The organism is Bacillus sp. z14 (2026) (genome assembly GCF_058313575.1).
On record NZ_JBZFQK010000002.1, the window covers coordinates 526,168 to 542,904 of the forward strand.

Here is a 16,737-nt window from a genome sequence, read left to right on the forward strand (position 1 = left end):
GGTTCTTTCTTAAAGAAATTCAATATATAAGATGTTCCTTTGGAAAGAAGAAATTTTTTACGAAAGAGGGGTAATTATTTGCTATGAAAAAATGGCGCATTGCATCCTTAATTGCTGTTTTGATGCTAATACTTTCGGGTTGTGGAAAGCCGTATCTATCAGCATTGGATCCAGCAGGTGAGGTAGCGAAGAAACAGTATGATTTAATGATACTCAGTACTGCCATTATGGTATTGGTAATCATTGTTGTTGTTATTCTTTTTGTACTTGCAATTTTAAAATTTCGTCGTAAAAAGGGAGATAATTCAATCCCTAAGCAAATTGAGGGTAACCACAAATTAGAAATACTTTGGACGGTTATCCCGATTGTTTTATTAATCATCCTTGCAGTTCCAACGATTTATTATACATTTGATTTTGCAGATGTATCTGCCAAGGATGAAAAGGATAAGGATGGGAATCCTACAGCCTTAACTGTAAATGTAAGGGCTAATTATTACTGGTGGGAGTTTGAATATCCTGGCGAAGGTATCATGACAGGACAAGAACTTGTTGTTCCAACTGATGAAAAGGTTTACTTTAATTTAACAGCGTCAGATGTAAAGCATTCCTTCTGGATTCCTTCAGCTGGGGGTAAGCTTGATACGAACACAGAGGGAGAAAATAGCTTCTGGCTTGAGTTTGATGATGGAAAAAGTGAAGAAGCCGGCAGGATTTTTTATGGAAAATGTGCTGAATTATGTGGGGCTTCCCATGCATTAATGGATTTCAAAGTGAAAGCTTTGCCAAGGGATGAATTTGACCAATGGGTAGCCAGCATGAAAGAAACAAAGCACACGGAAGTAAAACTTACTGATGCAACAGCAAGTGAAGGCCAGGAAATTTTCAATAAAAGCTGTATCGGATGTCATGCGATCGATTCCAATGATCAGCGACCGGAGCAGGCTCGATTAGCACCTAATCTATCAAATTTTGCTGATCGTGAAGTAGTAGCGGGTTATTTGGAAAATAATGAAGAAAATGTGAAGAAGTGGCTTAAGGATCCGGAGTCAGTTAAAGAAGGAAACAAAATGACTGACACTTACGGAGAGCTTTCTGATTCACAAATCGATGCGCTTACTAAGTACCTGGAAACCTTATCGCAAAAATAAGAGTTTGCTAGTTTTCAAAGGGGAGGTTAAAACGTGAGTACTATTGCTCAAAAAAAGGGGTTTCTTAGTGTCATTTGGGATTATTTAACGACTGTTGACCATAAGAAAATTGCCAAGCTCTATATCTTTGCAGGTGGATTTTTCTTCTTGCTGGGTGGGCTTGAGGCAATGTTTATACGAATTCAGCTTGTAAAGCCAGAAAATGATTTTATCAGTGGTGGAATGTTTAACCAAATTATTACCATGCATGGAACAACCATGATTTTCCTTGCCGCCATGCCTTTATTGCTTGGATTTATGAATGCGATTATGCCGCTGCAAATCGGGGCTAGAGACGTAGCATTTCCATTTTTAAATTCATTAGGTTTTTGGTTGTTTTTCTTTGGAGGAGTCTTTTTAAACTTATCCTGGTTTATGGGCGGAGCGCCTGATGCCGGATGGACATCTTATGCAACTCTATCGTTGGCTTCTGAAGGTCACGGTATAGATTTTTACATACTTGGACTTCAGATATCAGGTATGGGCTCGTTAATAGGGGGAATTAACTTCCTGGCCACGATTATTAATATGAGAGCACCTGGAATGACGTTTATGCGTATGCCGCTTTTCACGTGGACAACATTTGTGGCATCTGCCTTAATTCTATTTGCTTTCCCGCCGCTTACAGTTGGTTTGACACTAATGATGTTTGACCGTATGTTTGGTTCCAGTTTCTTTGTAACGGCTTTGGGTGGAAATACAATTATTTGGGAACATTTATTCTGGATCTTTGGACATCCGGAAGTATATATTTTGGTTCTTCCGGCATTCGGAATATTCTCTGAAATTATTCCAACATTCTCGAGAAAGAGATTATTTGGATACTCATCTATGGTCTTTGCAACTATTTTAATCGGTTTCCTAGGATTCATGGTATGGGCTCACCATATGTTTACGGTTGGTCTTGGGCCAGTCGCAAATGCGATATTCGCAGTAGCAACAATGGCGATAGCTGTTCCGACTGGTATAAAGATCTTCAACTGGATTTTCACGATGTGGGGTGGTCAGATTACGTTTACGACTCCTATGTTATACGCCGTTGCATTTATTCCATCTTTTGTAATGGGTGGAGTAACGGGAATTATGAATGCCGCAGCTCCGGCTGACTATCAGTATCATGATAGCTATTTCGTTGTTGCCCATTTCCACTATGTTATCGTCGGAGGAGTAGTTCTGGCCTTGTTGGCAGGTACACATTTTTACTGGCCAAAAATATTTGGTACAGTATTGAATGAATTCATGGGTAAAATCACATTCTGGTTATTCCTAATCGGATTCCATTTAACATTCTTTGTTCAACATTTCCTTGGATTAATGGGAATGCCTAGACGTGTTTTCACTTATTTGGACGGACAGGGATGGGATAATGGCAACTTAATATCTACTGTCGGTGCATTCATGATGGCTGTAGCAGTCATTATATTATTGGTTAATATCGTAGTTACTTCAGTTAAAAATGTTAAAGTCGGTAATGACCCATGGCAAGATGGACGTACACTTGAGTGGGCAATTTCTTCACCGGCTCCTGAATACAACTTTGAAAGATTACCATTAGTAAGAGGATATGATGCATGGTGGCTTGAAAAAATGGAAGGTAGAAATGCGATGACACCGGCTGAACCTCTTGGTGATATCCATATGCCTAACAATTCAATTCTTCCTGTTATTATTTCTTTTGGATTGTTTGTTGCTGCATTTGGAGCACTTTATAATGCAACGGATAAAGAATGGACAGTCCCGGTAATGGTGATTGGTTTGTTGATTACCTTTATAGCTATGCTCATCCGTTCCGTTAAAGATGATCATGGGTATCATATCCATAAAGAAGATTTGGTATCTTCTAATGCTAAAAGTGATAAGGGGGTTGAGGTGTAATGAATGCAGGGCAAAAATTCACACCAGAAACATGGCCATCTCACCCTGAGAAACATACAGATGACGGAAAGCATAAATTTTTAGGTTTTTGGCTTTTCCTCGCTGCAGAGACAGTGCTTTTTGCTTCATTATTTGCAACATACTTAGCTCTGAAAGATAGTGTACCGCCTAATAAGGAAATGACTCTAGCCAAAGATTTATTTGATATGCCGCTGGCGTTTATTGCTACTATGCTGCTGTTAACCAGCTCATTAACAAGTGTTTATGCGATGTATCATATGAGAAACTACGATTTTAAACAAATGCAGTTTTGGCTGTTAATCACTGTTTTATTAGGGGCTGCTTTCCTGGGCTTAGAAATCTATGAATTTAATCATTATGTGCATGAATATCATCACACATTTACAGGTTCTGCATTTGGATCCGCCTTCTACACATTAGTCGGCTTCCATGGTGCCCATGTAACCTTTGGACTATTGTGGATTATTACGTTAATGCTCCGTAATTCGAAACGTGGCTTAAATCTGTATAATGCTCCGAAATTTTATGTTGCGAGCCTATACTGGCATTTTATCGACGTTGTATGGGTATTCATTTTTACAGTCGTTTACTTAATGGGAATGGTGGGGTGATGATAAATGGAAAATCAACCTAAAACACATCTTAGTAAAGAAGCTCTTAAATATAGACGTAAGAAAAATGCGGAAGATATGAAGATGCAGGTTATTACATTTATTATGATGATCTTTCTAACCTTAATTGCGTTCTTTGCAGTAGGTTATGATGGATTTTCCAAGTGGTTCGTTTTACCATTCATCTTGTTGCTTGCGGTAATCCAAGTCATTTTTCAGCTCTATTATTTCATGCATATGAATAAAGAAGGTCATGGAACGATGGCAGGATTTATGTATACCGGGTTACTGATCGGTGTGACTACTATCCTTGCATTTGTATTAATTGTGTGGATTTAAGATGGAATCGGCTTAACTTGTTAAGCCGATTTTTTTTAGAAACTAAAACTATATGATTTCTGGGTTATTTGATATTTTCTTGTGAATTTCTGGGCAGGAAAACTAATTATGAGGTGAGATAAATGGAATTAGATATATTTGGATTTAGGGCCCTATGGAGTCCTTACCTGTTCCTCGTGACACTATTGATCATAGCCTTCTATTTTTATATCACCTATTTTAAAGCAGGTGACCAATTTAAAAAGAAAGAAGCTGTATACTTCTCGATAGCTATGATTCTTTTATACATGATAAAGGGGTCGCCAATAGATTTATTGGGACATCTTTCTTTTACGGTTCATATGGTTCAAATGGCTTTTTTATTTTTAGTTATTCCACCATTTTTTCTATTGGGATTGCCGGATTGGTTACTAAAAAAGTTCATATTTAAAAAATGGTTTTTAATGATTACACAACCATTAATAACATTGATTTTCTTTAATGGACTGTTTTCTTTTTACCATGTTCCGTCAATTTTTGATATCGTCAAAGTCAATACTTTGCTTCATGGGCTTTTCACAGTGGTATTGTTTATTTCCTCGCTGTTCATGTGGTGGCATCTAGTTAATAAAATCGAAGAAAGCCAGCGATTATCAGGATTAAAGAAAATTGGCTATATCTTTGCCAATGGTATATTAATTACACCGGCCTGTGCGCTTATCATCTTTTCTAAAGATCCCATGTATGCAACCTATGCAGATCCAGCTGTATGGATGGAGGCGATGAAATTGTGTGTTCCTGCCGGTATCTTATCCACTTTGGACTTAAGCAGTCCTCAAATGTTTATAAATATGCCGGCTGTTGAAGATCAGCAAACAGGCGGTGTAATTATGAAAATAATTCAAGAAATAGTATATGGAATTATCCTGGCTACAACTTTCTTCACTTGGTTTAAAGAAGATACCAAACATGCGGATGCAGAAACAAAACGTTTTATGGAGGCAAATCCGCATTTAGGGAACTAATTAATAATAGTGAAACTTTAGTGAATACTGTAAAATAATTTGAGTTTTCAAATTTAGTATTTTACAATTATAGAGTTAACAGAATAAGTAAAGTGAGGTTCCACCATTATGAGCAGTTCATTACCAGTCCTGCCTACGATCAGCACGGCTTGTATCGTAATCAGCGCAATCCTTGTAGGCTTTGGAGTATGGCAAGTAAAAAAAGGGAATATAAAGGTCCACGAAAAATTAATGTTTTGGGCAGCTGTTTTTGCAGTTGTGTTCTTCATTATTTATGCAAGCAGAACGTTATTTATAGGGAACACGGCATTTGGAGGACCTGAATCAATAAAAATTTACTATACAATCTTTTTAATCTCACATATTACATTGGCTACAATAGGAGCCGTAATGGGGATTATCAGTCTGTATTATGGTTTTAAAGGGAAGATTGAGAAACATCGAAAAATCGCTCCGCCTACAAGCGTCATTTGGATGGTGAACGCGGTTGCTGGTGTCACTGTATATTTATTGCTTTATGTAATATACGAAGGTGGTAAAACAACAAGTGTATTTAAAGCGATTATTGGTTCATAAAAAATAAAAGTTGCATAGGTAAAACGGGTCGTCTCATAGAATTAGAGATGACCTTTTTTCGTTTCTTTCTTTTACATGGCGGCTTAGGAATGGATTTTGTCAGGACTGGCTGATGTTTATCATAGGCTTTATTTAGAGGCAATTAATCGGAGGTGCGGTAATGAAACAAATTAGGACTAATCGCATTCTTATCTTTCCTTGTTCCATCTCATTGGCTAAGTCCCTTATTTTGTACCCGTATGATTTCAAAATGGTATCGCCGGTAATTGTTCCTGAATCTTTCCCATCTGATCGCGTAAAATGTATACTCCCTCTTTTAATAGAATTATATGAATTGGAAGGTGGGGATGTAGGTTGGTGGATCTGTTTTATTATTGATTTGCAAAGCCAAAAATTCATTGGAGAATTGGAGTTGGAGGGAGAAGGTGAAAAATTAACCTTTTCCTTAAGCTTTACAGATGCTCAGACAGAAAAAGAGTTTGTTTCTGAAGTTATGGAGGGTTTTTTCTATTATATTCATAAAATAGGGATTGCCCAAATGATCCAAACAGAAATAGCAGATAAACGTTTTTATTATAAGGAAACCTTAAAAAAGTATGGATTTAAAGCAGTGGGAGTGGAGGGGGATTATTGTTTAATGAGAAAAAAAATAAAATAAGCCTGCGGAGATCATACAATCTGCAGGCTTATTTAATAATCCTTTATTCCACTTCTACAAATATATCCAGTTCAGCTTTAACTGCCGCAAGAACTGTCTCGCATTGTTTTTGAAGAGATGTAGGAAAATGCTCTGTTTCACCATATTCAACACCATGTGGATAATAGTGTTTACCTAGGACTGGTGTCATGAGTTGGATAGTTGCCCGATGTGCACCTACGTCACCTTCAACCGCATAGCCAAAGACACGTAAATAAAAAGTGCCATCCCTTAATTCATATTTCTTATCGTAGGATACGCGTTCGTAATCCCATTGTTCGGCTCTGACTAAACCGTTTTCACTCATAACCTCATCTAGCCTGTTAAGGTTAACTTGGTATTTTTCAAGTCCTGTATTTTCAAATCTCATCTTATTTCCTCCTATCCCCTTTTAGAAAATGCTTTGTTCGGTATGAAACAAGTTTTGGAAATTCTCAATTTTAATTTTAGTATTATTTTACCTTATCTGCAATAAATTGTTCTTTTATAGAGGCAGAAAGGTAAATTCGTTCATTTTGCTATCCAATATGTTTATATTATACTTATTTTTCATTGTTTACATTTAAGTGATAGGTTTGTTTGAATTCTAATGGTATAATAAAAAAATATAAAGTAAGAATGACAGGAGGGACCACCTCTGAAATTGGTCTTTAGGGTTTTCTTTAGTTTAATTTTAATCACCATCTTCGGCATCTATGTAACGGTTAAAGATGATGTCAAAGAAAATACAGCTATCATTGATCAAAATTCCGTTAATGAAAATACAATGGAAACTTCGGATAAGATTAAAGAATTAACAGATAACGAATCCAGACCTGAACAGGGTGTATCTAAATGGATTGGTAAAACCAGTAATCAGTTACTGGATGAATATGGGGAGCCAGACCGTATTGATCCTTCAGCTTATGGATATAACTGGTGGATCTATAATGATACATTAAGTAAGTATATACAATTTGGCGTAAACGAAAAAGATAAAAAAATTGTAACCCTATACAGTTCAGCAGAAGATATTAATTTATATCCATTCTTTATTGATCAAACAGTGGAGTCCCTGTATAAGGAATTGAATATGAATAGTTATATAGAACTGAATTGGAAAGGCACTGAATATCGTTTCGAGTTGTCGGAAGAAGATCTTCATTATCGCCCTCTAATAAAGTTTGGCGATATGTATGCTCAGGTTTATTTGGATAAAATTTTCGGTCAGGTATCAGGTGTGAGGTTTATGGATGCAAAGACATTGATTATGCATAAGCCATATGAGCTGACATACCGTGGAGAATTGGATGAACCTGAAGAGTTAACGGATGAAGAATGGAAGCTGGTTGAAGAAGGAAGTCAGCAGCAAATTCTTGATTTGACAAATATCATACGAACACGTTTTGACTTAGGTACCCTTGAATTTGATGAAAAAATTTCAGCTGTGGCATTTAAACATAGCGAAGACATGATGGTGAATGAGTATTTCGATCATGTATCACCCGATGATAAAGATGTTGGTGATCGTTTGAAGGAAGGCGGTGTTTCTTACTACTCAGCTGGCGAAAACATAGCTGCTCAGTATACAGATGCAATTGCGGCTGTTGAAGGATGGTTAAATAGTAAAGGGCACAGAGATATAATGTTAAATGAAGATTTTACGCGCCTTGGTGTGGGAGTATATAAAAGATACTATACTCAAAACTTTGTTGCGTTATCTGATTAAATGATACAAAAAAGAGCACTGAAGGAAAGTATTTCTCCTCAGTGCTCTTTTTTGTGTGTAAATATTATTTGTATAAAGGAAATCTATGTGCGGAGTTCTTTGGAAATATGCATCACTTTTCTATATATCGAAACATATACTACCCTAGGCGTATGTCATGTGGTGAGGTGAAATTAAATGGATGATTCCAAATTGCATCCTTCTGTTCAGGATTTTAAGCTTTTTCTTAAGAGTAATCCGAAAATCGTAAAAGATGTAAGAATGGGTAAGAAAACATGGCAGGAAATTTATGAAGATTGGTCTTTGCTGGGTGATCAGGATGAAGTGTGGAATGAATATAAAGAGGAAAAAAAGGAAAAGGATGAGACTGAAAAAACAGATAAGGGCGAGTTTATTTCGCAGCTTTTAAATCAACTTAAAAAAATGGACCCTGATCAAATTCAAAAACAAATTGGGAATTTTAGTCAGGTTTTAGGAGTGGTTCAGGGAGTCATCTCTCAATTTCAATCTTCCGGACAATCAGAAAGTGCACCACCTTCCGTCCAGAATAATCATCCTTTCAAATTTCGGCAAGATTAGCTAGGTAGGAGTGAGAGCTTGAGACAAGATATCTATGAATTAATTGAGGCAGATGAAGATTTACTGAGTTTTTTGAGGCAACAACCAATCTGGTACAGACGTTTGTGCAGAAATCCACAGGATTTTTCGAAATTTGATACTGAAGCTAAGTACTTTTTTAAAAAAACGATTCCGGATCGTGTTCATCAGCTTTCAAACAGCGTTCAAATGGCTTCTATGATGGTTTCGATGTTTCAGTCAATGAATACTGGTGAATAACGGTTCCTAAAAAAATGAGGACGTTCTGTAAGAGTAGATGAAGTAAGGGGTGTTTGGCAGCGAATTACTTCTTCTACTTACCAAAGTAATAGGGGACAAGCCATATATCTTTTATAGGTGGATAATATTTCTAAGTTATAGCATCCTTGGATATTACATGGTATGATAAAGTTGGAGGTGAGTATTTTCATGCTTGCTACTATTGAAACGGTTGAAATCATTGACCATGCTGAACAATTGGCTAAAGATATAATGAACTCAGATATAGCTAAGCAATACTTTTTAAGTTTAACTCAGATGTATAAGGATAAAACGGCCCAGAAAAAAATTCAAGCGTTTAATTCTTTAAAGGACGCTTACGAAGAAGTACAGCGTTTCGGAAGATACCATCCGGATTATCGTACTGTCTCTAAAGCAATTCGTGAGGCTAAAAGAGAAATGGACCTTCATCCATCTGTTATTGAATATAAACAGGCTGAAACAAACTTACAGCAATTACTTGATGAAATTAGTATGCTGATTGGTCATTCAGTATCCCCTCATATAAAAGTCCCGACAGGAAATCCGTTTTTTGAATCATCCTGTAGCGGAGGCTGTGGCAGCGGAGGAAGCTGTGGATGTTCCTGATAGGAACGAGAAAAAAAGGCAATCCCAGAACAAATGGGGTTGCCTTTTGGTATATGGCCGAAATTAGATTTTGTAGCAACTAATACAAACGTTGAGGTTGTATGATAAACCTATCCGATTCTCCATAGGAAAGTGGGATCGATATCTTTTCTATTATGCAGTTTCATTTAAAGTACTCCTATCATTTTTGATATAAACTCTGATAGTGCAGACCTATCCAAGGAGATAATCGAGTTAGTTGCAATCTCTAGATTTATTCACTAATTCTGCATAGCATTTCTAAATATTGATACATCTTTTAGTAATATGGTACACTAAATATAAATTGCATCCTAAAGGGGTATGTATATGTTTGTAGAAAGGCAAAGCCTGATTGTTTGGCTGCATAGTCTAAAACAAGTGAAAACTCTGCGTAAAACAGGCAATCTGCATTATGTTTCCCGCAAATTAAAATATGCCGTATTATATGTAAATATGGACGAAATAGAAGCAGTTTCAGAAAAATTATCTTCCTATGCTTTTGTCAAAAAAGTTGAATTTTCTCAAAAACCTTTTATTAAAACTGAATTTGAGAGTAAAAAGCATGAAAAAGAAAAGGAAGAATATAGAATAGGCATTTAAAGAAAACCGGATCCTAATGGGTCCGGTTTTTCTTTATTGCCATGGGGGTAAAAAACGGTTCATGCGCAGGATACCTATTAAATACTGATAATAAAGGTCAGGGTCAGCAAAAGTAGATGAATGCCTAACTTCCAACGATATAATTTCTTTACCTTGCTCCTTGGCTGCTTGGTCAAAAAGTTCATAACGCTTGCTTGGCTTATTAACTAAAACAGGTATTCCTTCTCTGCAAATATAAAGTGGGATGAAGTCGCCATAGCTTGATTTTTTCATAACCAATACAAACGACATGACTTTGCCGCTAGGTCCCTCTGACTGTAAGCATAAAAAATAATTGATTCGATATTGATTAGCCTTTGCTAATTCCAATAGCTCATAAAGGTCAGAATATCCGGGGCCTAGTTCTATAAAACGTTGATTCATTCTTGTTTTTCCTCCTGTAAATCGGATATTGATAAGTGTATCATAATCCGGTCTAGTTCATCAGGAATATAAATGTATCCCAATAAAGTGTTCGAATCAACTGATCTATTAATCAAATTAGTTATTTTTGAAACTGTCCACCTTGTTCACTGTGGAAAAAATGGGTGTCGGTTGATCTGTAGTTAATTCACCTAAAAGAAAAGCCCTGGCACACATAGGCACCAGGGCTTCCTTCTACGCGCTTTTACAAACGCAGAAGGCAAAGGGAGAGGAGAAACCGGAGGAAGAACTTATGGGGAAACGTAAGTCTTCTCCGCGGTTGGCAACAACACCTCTGAAGATGTTGTTGTTAGTAGTATGACCAAATCAACCTGAACTATTCACTGATCGCAGAAATTTGATTTCTATTTGTGAAATCAAGATTTTGTGGTAGGATATTTTAGAAAGTTGAATACATATGAAATTTGGTGACAGATTATGCGAGTCATTTCAGGTACTTGTAAAGGAAGGCCATTAAAGGCTGTTCCAGGCATGACAACCCGGCCAACAACGGACAAAGTAAAAGAATCTTTATTTAATATTGTAGGACCATATTTTGAAGGTGGAGCGGTTCTGGATTTATTTTCAGGAAGCGGATCCCTTGGGCTTGAAGCCTTGAGCAGAGGAATGGAAAAAGGAGTTTTTGTTGATAAGGACTCAAAAGCTATTCAAATTATTAAAACGAATATCAGTTCATGTAAATTCGAAAGTCAATCCGAGGTACATAGGAGTGATGCTTTAAGATCATTAAAAGCTCTTGGAAAGAGAAAAGCTCAATTTGACCTCATTTTTATGGATCCTCCCTATAAAATAGCTAATATGATACCTGTTCTTATTGAAGAAATCGAAAGTGCTGAATTATTGGCAGAAGACGGTATGATAATATGCGAACATGGAGAAGAATTAACGTTGCCTGAAAAGATTGGTAATTTTACTAAGTTCCGTGTTGAAAAGTATGGCATTACGGCTGTGTCCTTTTTTGAGCGTTAAATATTTATAGAAATGGGGGGAGAATAGTGAAGAAAATAGCTGTATGTCCTGGAAGTTTTGATCCTATAACATATGGACATCTTGATATTATTCAAAGAGGAGCAAACATATTTGACGAAATATATGTCGGTGTCCTTCATAATTCTGCTAAAAAATCTCTATTTACTGTGGAGGAGAGAGTGCAAATCATTGAAGAAGCAACTGCCCATATACCAAATGTGAAAGTGGATAGCTTTCAGGGGTTGCTCGTGGATTATGCTAAGGCAAGAAATGCAAATGCAGTCATCCGAGGGTTGAGAGCCGTTTCTGACTTCGAGTATGAGATGCAAATCACCTCTATGAATCGCTTATTAAACGATCAAATTGAAACATTCTTTATCATGACAAATAATCAATATTCTTTTTTGAGCTCATCGATCGTAAAAGAAGTAGCGAAGTACGGTGGAGATGTTTCAGAGCTTGTTCCTGAATGTGTACAAAAACGGCTGAGAATAAAGATGTCTGAATAAAATGTACTCATTTATATTGCTGTTAAAAAGAAGCCAATCCTACTTAAATTAGGGATTGGCTTTTTATATGGATTTCCTATACTGTATGTATAATAAAAGGGTGTAGCCAGCCAAAGAAAGAATAGTAATCAATGCACCGTAATTAAGGAAGAAACTGAAGATAGTGCTGGATAATCCCTGCGTTTCCATTGAAAAAACAAATTCGGTGATTGATGTATTTTCAGAAGTAGATAATCGCAGATATACAGGTTTCCACAAAATCAATGTAAGTATCGCAGCAAAAAATGTATGGATGAGGCGTGCAAGAAAGAATGGTTTAAAGCGTATATCTGTTTCGGCTAAGATGCTGGCAACTTGAGCTTGTATACTGAATCCTCCAAATGCGAGTAAAGCACTGACTATGATTGCTTGTGTCAATAGTGTTGCACCGCCAGCTTGGCTTGTTAATTGCGATCCCAACGTGATTTCAAATAACCCCGAAATAAAAGGGATGCTTAAAGTAGATGGCAGATGAAGCGTGTGGAACAGGCTGCTGAAAATGGATGCAAAGAAGCTGGTAATATGTAAGTGAAACAATAGCTTGTTGATCACGGAAAAAATAATGATAAATCCTCCAATCATCAAAAGGGTTTGTATGGAGGAATTAACTGCGTCTCCTAATATTTTTCCAAATGGCCGCTGGTCATTTAGACGGGTACGGTGCATACTTTTTAAAGCTGTCATGATTGGGAAAATACTTGTATCTTTTTTACTGCGGTTAAGATTTTTTTTCTCTTCATTTCTCCCGTAAAACCTCATTACTAAACCGACGAAAATATTCGCTGCATAATGAGTTAATCCTAAAAGTATTCCAAGTTTAGCATTATTAAAAAAACCGATAGATACAGCACCGAAAATAAATAATGGATTCGATGAGCTGGTAAACGACACTAACCGTTCAGCTTCTATTCTGGATAGCTGACCTTCATCTCTCAGCCTAGCTGTTAGTTTTGCTCCAGAAGGATTACCGGATGCAAGTCCCATTGCCCATACAAATCCTCCTACTCCTGGTACCTTAAACAATGGACGCATTAGTGGCTCTAAAAAGACACCCAGTAGTTTTACGACACCAAATGCAATCAACATTTCTGCAATAATTAAAAAAGGCAATAAGGAAGGAAAGACAATTTCAAGCCATATATTCAACCCTCGAACAGAGGCTTCGAAGGCTTCCTGTGGCATCAAGATCAATGCAGCTGCCATAATAACTGCAATTAACGCAAAAAGCATTGATTTTAAGATTGATTTATCCAATTTATATCCCTTCCCTTATTAAATTTAAGCGTGGTAAATAATCTGGTGCTAAAATATATTTAGTAAAATCAAAAGAAGTTTTGTATATAGCTGGGTTGTCCCCAATAACAAAATATACTCAAAGTAAAATAATTTAGAACTAAGACTCCTATTAAGGGAACATGCCTTAAATCAGTACGGATAAAGGAGAGTCAAAAGAAATGGAACCTAAAATTGGATTAGCGCTTGGCTCTGGTGGTGCAAGGGGATTTGCACATATTGGTTTATTAAAAGTGCTAAATAGTGAAGGTATAAATATCGACTGCATAGCCGGGAGCAGTATGGGAGCTTTAATAGGCAGTTTTTATGCAAGTGGATCAGATTTAGAACTGCTGCAAAAAGTTTCGTTGCAATTTAAAAGAAAATACTTTATGGATCTGACTGTACCCAGATTAGGTTTTGTAGCCGGGAAAAAGATTGAGGAATACATTCGATTATTTACAAAAAATCAAAATATAGAGGATCTTTCAATTCCATTGGCTATAGTGGCAACGGATATAGAAAAAGGAGAGAGAGTTATTTTTACGGAAGGTCCTGTTTATGAAGCGGTAAGAGCAAGTATTTCTATACCAGGCATTTTTGTGCCCAAAAGGATTAATGGGAAATTACTTGTAGATGGAGGATTAATGGATCGGGTCCCTGTATCGGTTGTGAAAGAAATGGGAGCGGATATTGTGATTGCAAGCGATGTCTCTGCAACAAGAGGAGATACGGATATTGAATCTATATACGATGTTATTTTTAAAAGTTTAGATATACTGCAAATGGAAATTGTCAAAATGAAAGGGATTAACGCTGACGTAATGATTCAGCCTGCTGTAGAATCATTTAGTTCATTGGCATTTACAAACATTCTTGAAATTATTATGATTGGGGAGCAAGAAGCAAGAAAAAAACTGCCGGAGATTAAAGAGGCCATACAGCATTGGAAGGAGAAAAAAGATGAAGCATAAGCGTAAACTTAATATAGGCAAAATTGGGGTTGCAGTTCTATTGCTGGCATTTCTGGCTGCATTTTATAAATTGCCTTATTATGTTTCCACCCCTGGGTCGGCGGAGACATTGGAGCAATTTGTAGAGGTTGAAAATGGAAGTGAAGCAGATGGCTCTTTTATGCTGACAACGATCCGAATGGGCAGAGCGAATATTTATACATATGCATGGGCTAAAATAGCAGATTATCATAGGATTTATGAACTGGAACAAATTAGAAGTCAGGATGAAACCGATGAAGAATATACGGTTAGACAATTGAAATTGATGGATGATTCCCAAACATCCGCTATCCTGAACGGGTATAAAAAAGCAGGCTATGAAGCCAAAGTAAAAGTAGAAGGCATATATGTGCTGCAGATTGCCAAGGGTAAACCTGCAGACGGAGTATTGAAACCTGGAGATCGAATTATTAAAGTCGATGGAAGTGAAATTGAGTCAAGTGAATTTTTCATAGACTATATCTCCTCGAAAAAAGCTGGGGACCAAGTGAAATTAGAAATAAAGCGTGATAATAAAAATATTGTTAAGACACTTCAATTGGAGATGCTAGAGGAAACTGGACGAGTTGGCGTTGGCATTACCTTGGTTGAGGATCGAAGTGTTGAAACAGACCGAGATATCGAGATAAACGCAGATAGCATTGGGGGGCCTTCTGCTGGGTTAATGTTTACATTGGAGATCTTTAATCAATTAACGGAAGAGGATTACACGAAAGGGAAGAAAATAGCAGGAACAGGTACCATTTCTGATGATGGAACAGTCGGTCCTATCGGTGGTGTTGATCAGAAAATTGTAGCAGCTGATCGTGCAGATGCGGAAGTGTTTTTTGCACCCAATCAACAAGGTGCTGAGGAATCGGATTATAAAATTGCTGTAAAAACAGCAGAAGAGATTGGAACAGATATGATTATTGTTCCTGTGGACACAGTTGATGATGCACTGGATTATTTAAAAAGCATGAAATAAGAGCTGCTTGATTTAAAGCATAAGCCATTGATTCGTACGGTGAATCAATGGCTTCGTTTTTTAATCAGTTAATACAATGGGTGACATATATTCACGTTTTTGAGCTTTCATAGAAATAGCTGAGGGAAGAGCGGCAGCATGAACAATGGCAGCCCTCTTATCAATATTTATTAAAGGATTTTTACAGGCTGCTAGGCGTGATACGATCTGATTTCCCTTTTCTTTTTTTATGCTTTTTAAATATTGCTGCCCGGCAGCTGTAAATCCCAATACGCGAATATATGGCGGAGTCAGGTCTTTTGGCATTTCATCTCTTGTGAAATTTAACAGCGTATAGGTTAGTATTCTTTGTAGCCGAGTCCAGGTATAACGCTTCGTTTTAATTAATGACATAAAATCCATGAAATTACTGGCGCGTTCAGCGGCTTCAATTAATCGATTCTCTAAGCCCTCTTTCATTTCGTAAATTTGGGCAAGAGATTCTGCGGGCGTCGTGATTAATTTAACTTTTAAAAATGGCCAATACAACTCCCAATTATGCAAAGTGCGCTGCTCTGTTAGATATGCTTTTAGATGGGCAAATGTTGTATCCGGAACAAAGGAAGAGATCGCATCCAGTTTACCGCTTTCCATTAATTCTTTCCGTATACCAGTTGCACTTGCTATTGTACCTGGCATGAGAGTTGGATCGTGATATCCGGAACCTGTTCGTTTAATGGTTACTGGCTCGATGGATAATTTATGTTTTAAAATCGCGGATACATAGTGATATCCAAGGATATTATTAGGCTGGTCTAAAGAAAGCATAGAAGGATGACGCGCTTGTAGTTCCGAAAAGGCCAGAGAGGCAGCCTTGGGGTAGCTGTATCCCTCCTTGCTATAGTGCTGTATCCATTGATCGATTTCCTTAGAATTTTCCTGAATAATTGAGTATGTATGTATAAAAGGTTCTATTTCTCCTTGCTCGCTGCCAAAACAAACAGACTGACAGCCAACTTCCTCTAATAATAGGATAGATGCTTCGGAGAAATATTCAGCCTTTTGAACAGCATGAACAAATGGAAGTTCGATGATTAGATCAATACCAGCCTTTAAGGCCATGGAAGTCCTTGTCCATTTATCCACCAGGGCTGGTTCCCCCCGCTGAAGGAAATTTCCGCTCATCACGCCTATGGTCACATCAGCATTTGTAATAGCTTTGGCTTGTTGTAAATGATATAAATGTCCATTATGAAAAGGATTATATTCTACTACAAGTCCCAGGGCATTCATATTGTACACCTCCTGATAAATGGTTGTTTTTTTTATAGTATATGATGGAGGAATCAGGAAGCAAGCATTCCCTAAACTTGCACTTGATTAATTCTGTTTTCAAA

The 16,737-nt window shown here is 37.1% G+C and carries 20 protein-coding genes; 16 read left to right on the forward strand and 4 right to left on the reverse strand.

Features of this window, described 5'->3' with window-relative positions; genetic code table 11:
* The first annotated feature begins 83 nt into the window (after positions 1-83).
* From coxB to AC4G3O_RS08630, 7 genes are all read left to right on the forward strand, one after another.
* The gene (gene coxB, locus AC4G3O_RS08600) at positions 84-1,151 is read left to right on the forward strand and encodes a cytochrome c oxidase subunit II (protein WP_491136066.1); all 1,068 of its coding nucleotides are present in this window, start codon (positions 84-86) and stop codon (positions 1,149-1,151) included.
* A 33-nt stretch (positions 1,152-1,184) separates the two neighbouring features.
* Positions 1,185-3,065 carry a cytochrome c oxidase subunit I gene (gene ctaD, locus AC4G3O_RS08605; RefSeq protein ID WP_066100787.1) on the forward strand — a complete coding sequence of 627 codons (1,881 nt, stop codon included), beginning with the start codon at positions 1,185-1,187 and terminating at the stop codon, positions 3,063-3,065.
* Positions 3,065-3,697 (forward strand): cytochrome (ubi)quinol oxidase subunit III, encoded by a 633-nt coding sequence (locus tag AC4G3O_RS08610; RefSeq protein ID WP_066100784.1) that lies wholly within the window; start codon positions 3,065-3,067, stop codon positions 3,695-3,697. The genes ctaD and AC4G3O_RS08610 overlap by 1 nt, the downstream gene beginning before the upstream one ends.
* A gap of 6 nt (positions 3,698-3,703) precedes the next feature.
* Positions 3,704-4,036 (forward strand): cytochrome c oxidase subunit IVB, encoded by a 333-nt coding sequence (gene ctaF, locus AC4G3O_RS08615; protein ID WP_066100781.1) that lies wholly within the window; start codon positions 3,704-3,706, stop codon positions 4,034-4,036.
* 122 nt (positions 4,037-4,158) lie between these two features.
* Complete coding sequence (gene ctaG / locus AC4G3O_RS08620; protein ID WP_491136067.1) at positions 4,159-5,040, forward strand: cytochrome c oxidase assembly factor CtaG; 882 nt, start codon at positions 4,159-4,161, stop codon at positions 5,038-5,040.
* Between the two features lie 108 nt (positions 5,041-5,148).
* Positions 5,149-5,616, forward strand: a complete 468-nt coding sequence (locus AC4G3O_RS08625) for a DUF420 domain-containing protein (RefSeq protein ID WP_066100775.1) — start codon at positions 5,149-5,151, stop codon at positions 5,614-5,616.
* A gap of 160 nt (positions 5,617-5,776) precedes the next feature.
* Positions 5,777-6,274: a hypothetical protein gene (locus AC4G3O_RS08630; RefSeq protein ID WP_139891308.1), complete on the forward strand. Its 498-nt coding sequence runs from the start codon at positions 5,777-5,779 to the stop codon at positions 6,272-6,274.
* A gap of 43 nt (positions 6,275-6,317) precedes the next feature.
* Here the strand turns inward: AC4G3O_RS08630 and AC4G3O_RS08635 are convergent, their stop codons facing one another.
* Positions 6,318-6,683 (reverse strand): YugN family protein, encoded by a 366-nt coding sequence (locus AC4G3O_RS08635; RefSeq protein WP_066100769.1) that lies wholly within the window; start codon positions 6,681-6,683, stop codon positions 6,318-6,320.
* Between the two features lie 273 nt (positions 6,684-6,956).
* Here AC4G3O_RS08635 and AC4G3O_RS08640 point away from each other — a divergent pair, with 273 nt between their 5' ends.
* The 5 genes from AC4G3O_RS08640 (at position 6,957) to AC4G3O_RS08660 (ending at position 10,106) form a co-directional block, all read left to right on the forward strand.
* Positions 6,957-8,021 carry a CAP domain-containing protein gene (locus AC4G3O_RS08640; RefSeq protein WP_491136068.1) on the forward strand — a complete coding sequence of 355 codons (1,065 nt, stop codon included), beginning with the start codon at positions 6,957-6,959 and terminating at the stop codon, positions 8,019-8,021.
* Between the two features lie 177 nt (positions 8,022-8,198).
* Positions 8,199-8,600 carry a spore coat protein YlbD gene (gene ylbD / locus AC4G3O_RS08645; protein WP_139891307.1) on the forward strand — a complete coding sequence of 134 codons (402 nt, stop codon included), beginning with the start codon at positions 8,199-8,201 and terminating at the stop codon, positions 8,598-8,600.
* Positions 8,601-8,618: 18 nt separating this feature from the next.
* Positions 8,619-8,858, forward strand: coding sequence for a YlbE-like family protein (locus AC4G3O_RS08650; protein ID WP_066100764.1), 240 nt, complete (start codon positions 8,619-8,621; stop codon positions 8,856-8,858).
* 189 nt (positions 8,859-9,047) lie between these two features.
* On the forward strand, positions 9,048-9,485 hold the full coding sequence (locus AC4G3O_RS08655) for a YlbF/YmcA family competence regulator (protein ID WP_066100761.1): 438 nt from the start codon (positions 9,048-9,050) through the stop codon (positions 9,483-9,485).
* A gap of 348 nt (positions 9,486-9,833) precedes the next feature.
* Positions 9,834-10,106 (forward strand): YlbG family protein, encoded by a 273-nt coding sequence (locus tag AC4G3O_RS08660; RefSeq protein ID WP_066100758.1) that lies wholly within the window; start codon positions 9,834-9,836, stop codon positions 10,104-10,106.
* A 33-nt stretch (positions 10,107-10,139) separates the two neighbouring features.
* Here AC4G3O_RS08660 and AC4G3O_RS08665 read toward each other — a convergent pair whose 3' ends face one another.
* On the reverse strand, positions 10,140-10,529 hold the full coding sequence (locus AC4G3O_RS08665; RefSeq protein ID WP_066100755.1) for a DUF7147 family protein: 390 nt from the start codon (positions 10,527-10,529) through the stop codon (positions 10,140-10,142).
* A gap of 477 nt (positions 10,530-11,006) precedes the next feature.
* Between AC4G3O_RS08665 and rsmD the strand changes: the two genes are divergently transcribed.
* Both rsmD and coaD read left to right on the forward strand, forming a co-directional pair.
* Complete coding sequence (gene rsmD, locus AC4G3O_RS08670; RefSeq protein ID WP_066100754.1) at positions 11,007-11,558, forward strand: 16S rRNA (guanine(966)-N(2))-methyltransferase RsmD; 552 nt, start codon at positions 11,007-11,009, stop codon at positions 11,556-11,558.
* Positions 11,559-11,584: 26 nt separating this feature from the next.
* On the forward strand, positions 11,585-12,067 hold the full coding sequence (gene coaD, locus AC4G3O_RS08675) for a pantetheine-phosphate adenylyltransferase (RefSeq protein WP_066100752.1): 483 nt from the start codon (positions 11,585-11,587) through the stop codon (positions 12,065-12,067).
* A 63-nt stretch (positions 12,068-12,130) separates the two neighbouring features.
* Here coaD and ylbJ read toward each other — a convergent pair whose 3' ends face one another.
* A complete protein-coding gene (gene ylbJ / locus AC4G3O_RS08680; RefSeq protein ID WP_066100751.1) occupies positions 12,131-13,360 on the reverse strand; it encodes a sporulation integral membrane protein YlbJ in 1,230 nt (409 codons plus the stop codon).
* Between the two features lie 200 nt (positions 13,361-13,560).
* On the opposite strand from ylbJ, the gene AC4G3O_RS08685 reads away from it, so the two are divergent.
* Together AC4G3O_RS08685 and AC4G3O_RS08690 are read left to right on the forward strand one after the other, a co-directional pair.
* On the forward strand, positions 13,561-14,352 hold the full coding sequence (locus AC4G3O_RS08685; protein ID WP_066100748.1) for a patatin-like phospholipase family protein: 792 nt from the start codon (positions 13,561-13,563) through the stop codon (positions 14,350-14,352).
* Complete coding sequence (locus tag AC4G3O_RS08690) at positions 14,342-15,361, forward strand: SepM family pheromone-processing serine protease (protein WP_066100745.1); 1,020 nt, start codon at positions 14,342-14,344, stop codon at positions 15,359-15,361. The genes AC4G3O_RS08685 and AC4G3O_RS08690 overlap by 11 nt, the downstream gene beginning before the upstream one ends.
* 60 nt (positions 15,362-15,421) lie before the next feature.
* Here the strand turns inward: AC4G3O_RS08690 and AC4G3O_RS08695 are convergent, their stop codons facing one another.
* The gene (locus tag AC4G3O_RS08695; RefSeq protein ID WP_139891306.1) at positions 15,422-16,633 is read right to left on the reverse strand and encodes a nucleotidyltransferase; all 1,212 of its coding nucleotides are present in this window, start codon (positions 16,631-16,633) and stop codon (positions 15,422-15,424) included.
* Positions 16,634-16,737 lie beyond the last annotated feature (104 nt).